General features: G+C 45.4%; 1 pseudogene. It reads left to right on the top strand.

What is annotated here, in order from left to right:
• Nucleotides 1-643: pseudogene (locus R7040_RS27400) on the top strand (VPA0450 family T3SS effector inositol phosphatase); the annotation flags it as partial.

Genomic DNA, 643 nt, shown 5'->3' with positions numbered 1-643 from the left:
CAATGAACGTGAGAAGCGCGTTGCTGAAGGCTCTGATGTGCTGTACGACCCAATTGCCCACGATGATACGCACTTAGCGAAACATGGCTTTAAGTTCAAACCACTCGATAGCCATACTTACATGCAGCTAGATAAGCACACTGGCAATATTAAGCAGAAAGAAGGCCGAGATCGCCCTGACTTCGGTGAGCTGGATAACACTGGTTTAACCAACAAAACGGGCAACTTACAGAACCACCAAACCAGTGTTATAACAGAGGGTTTTGAGAATGTCAGCGACCATAAGCCAGTGCAGTCTACGTTCGAAGTCAGAAGCTTTTCTCAAAAGTTGATTGAAACCGCTTTTACTCAAAATGCCAATGACTTTAAAAATGATGCCGCCTATCTGAAGCCAGGCACGAACCCAGCTAACGCAACGTTTGATGATGTGACCTCTGCTAACCAAGCACGTCTGGGTTTAGAAAACTTAAACCCGAATGAACAAGCATTCGTGAAAGAGAATTTTGCGAGCTTTATTATCGGTAAAGACGCGATCTTCAGCCAGCTAACTAGCGGCTTTATGGAGGAGATGGGCCAACTTCATGCCTCTGATCTTGCTAAGAACCCAACTCATCTACAAGCACAGCAAATTGCGTTGAGCGAA

The sequence above is a fragment of the Vibrio sp. 1069 genome (assembly GCF_033340555.1).
This window is presented reverse-complemented; position numbering and strand designations above follow the sequence as displayed.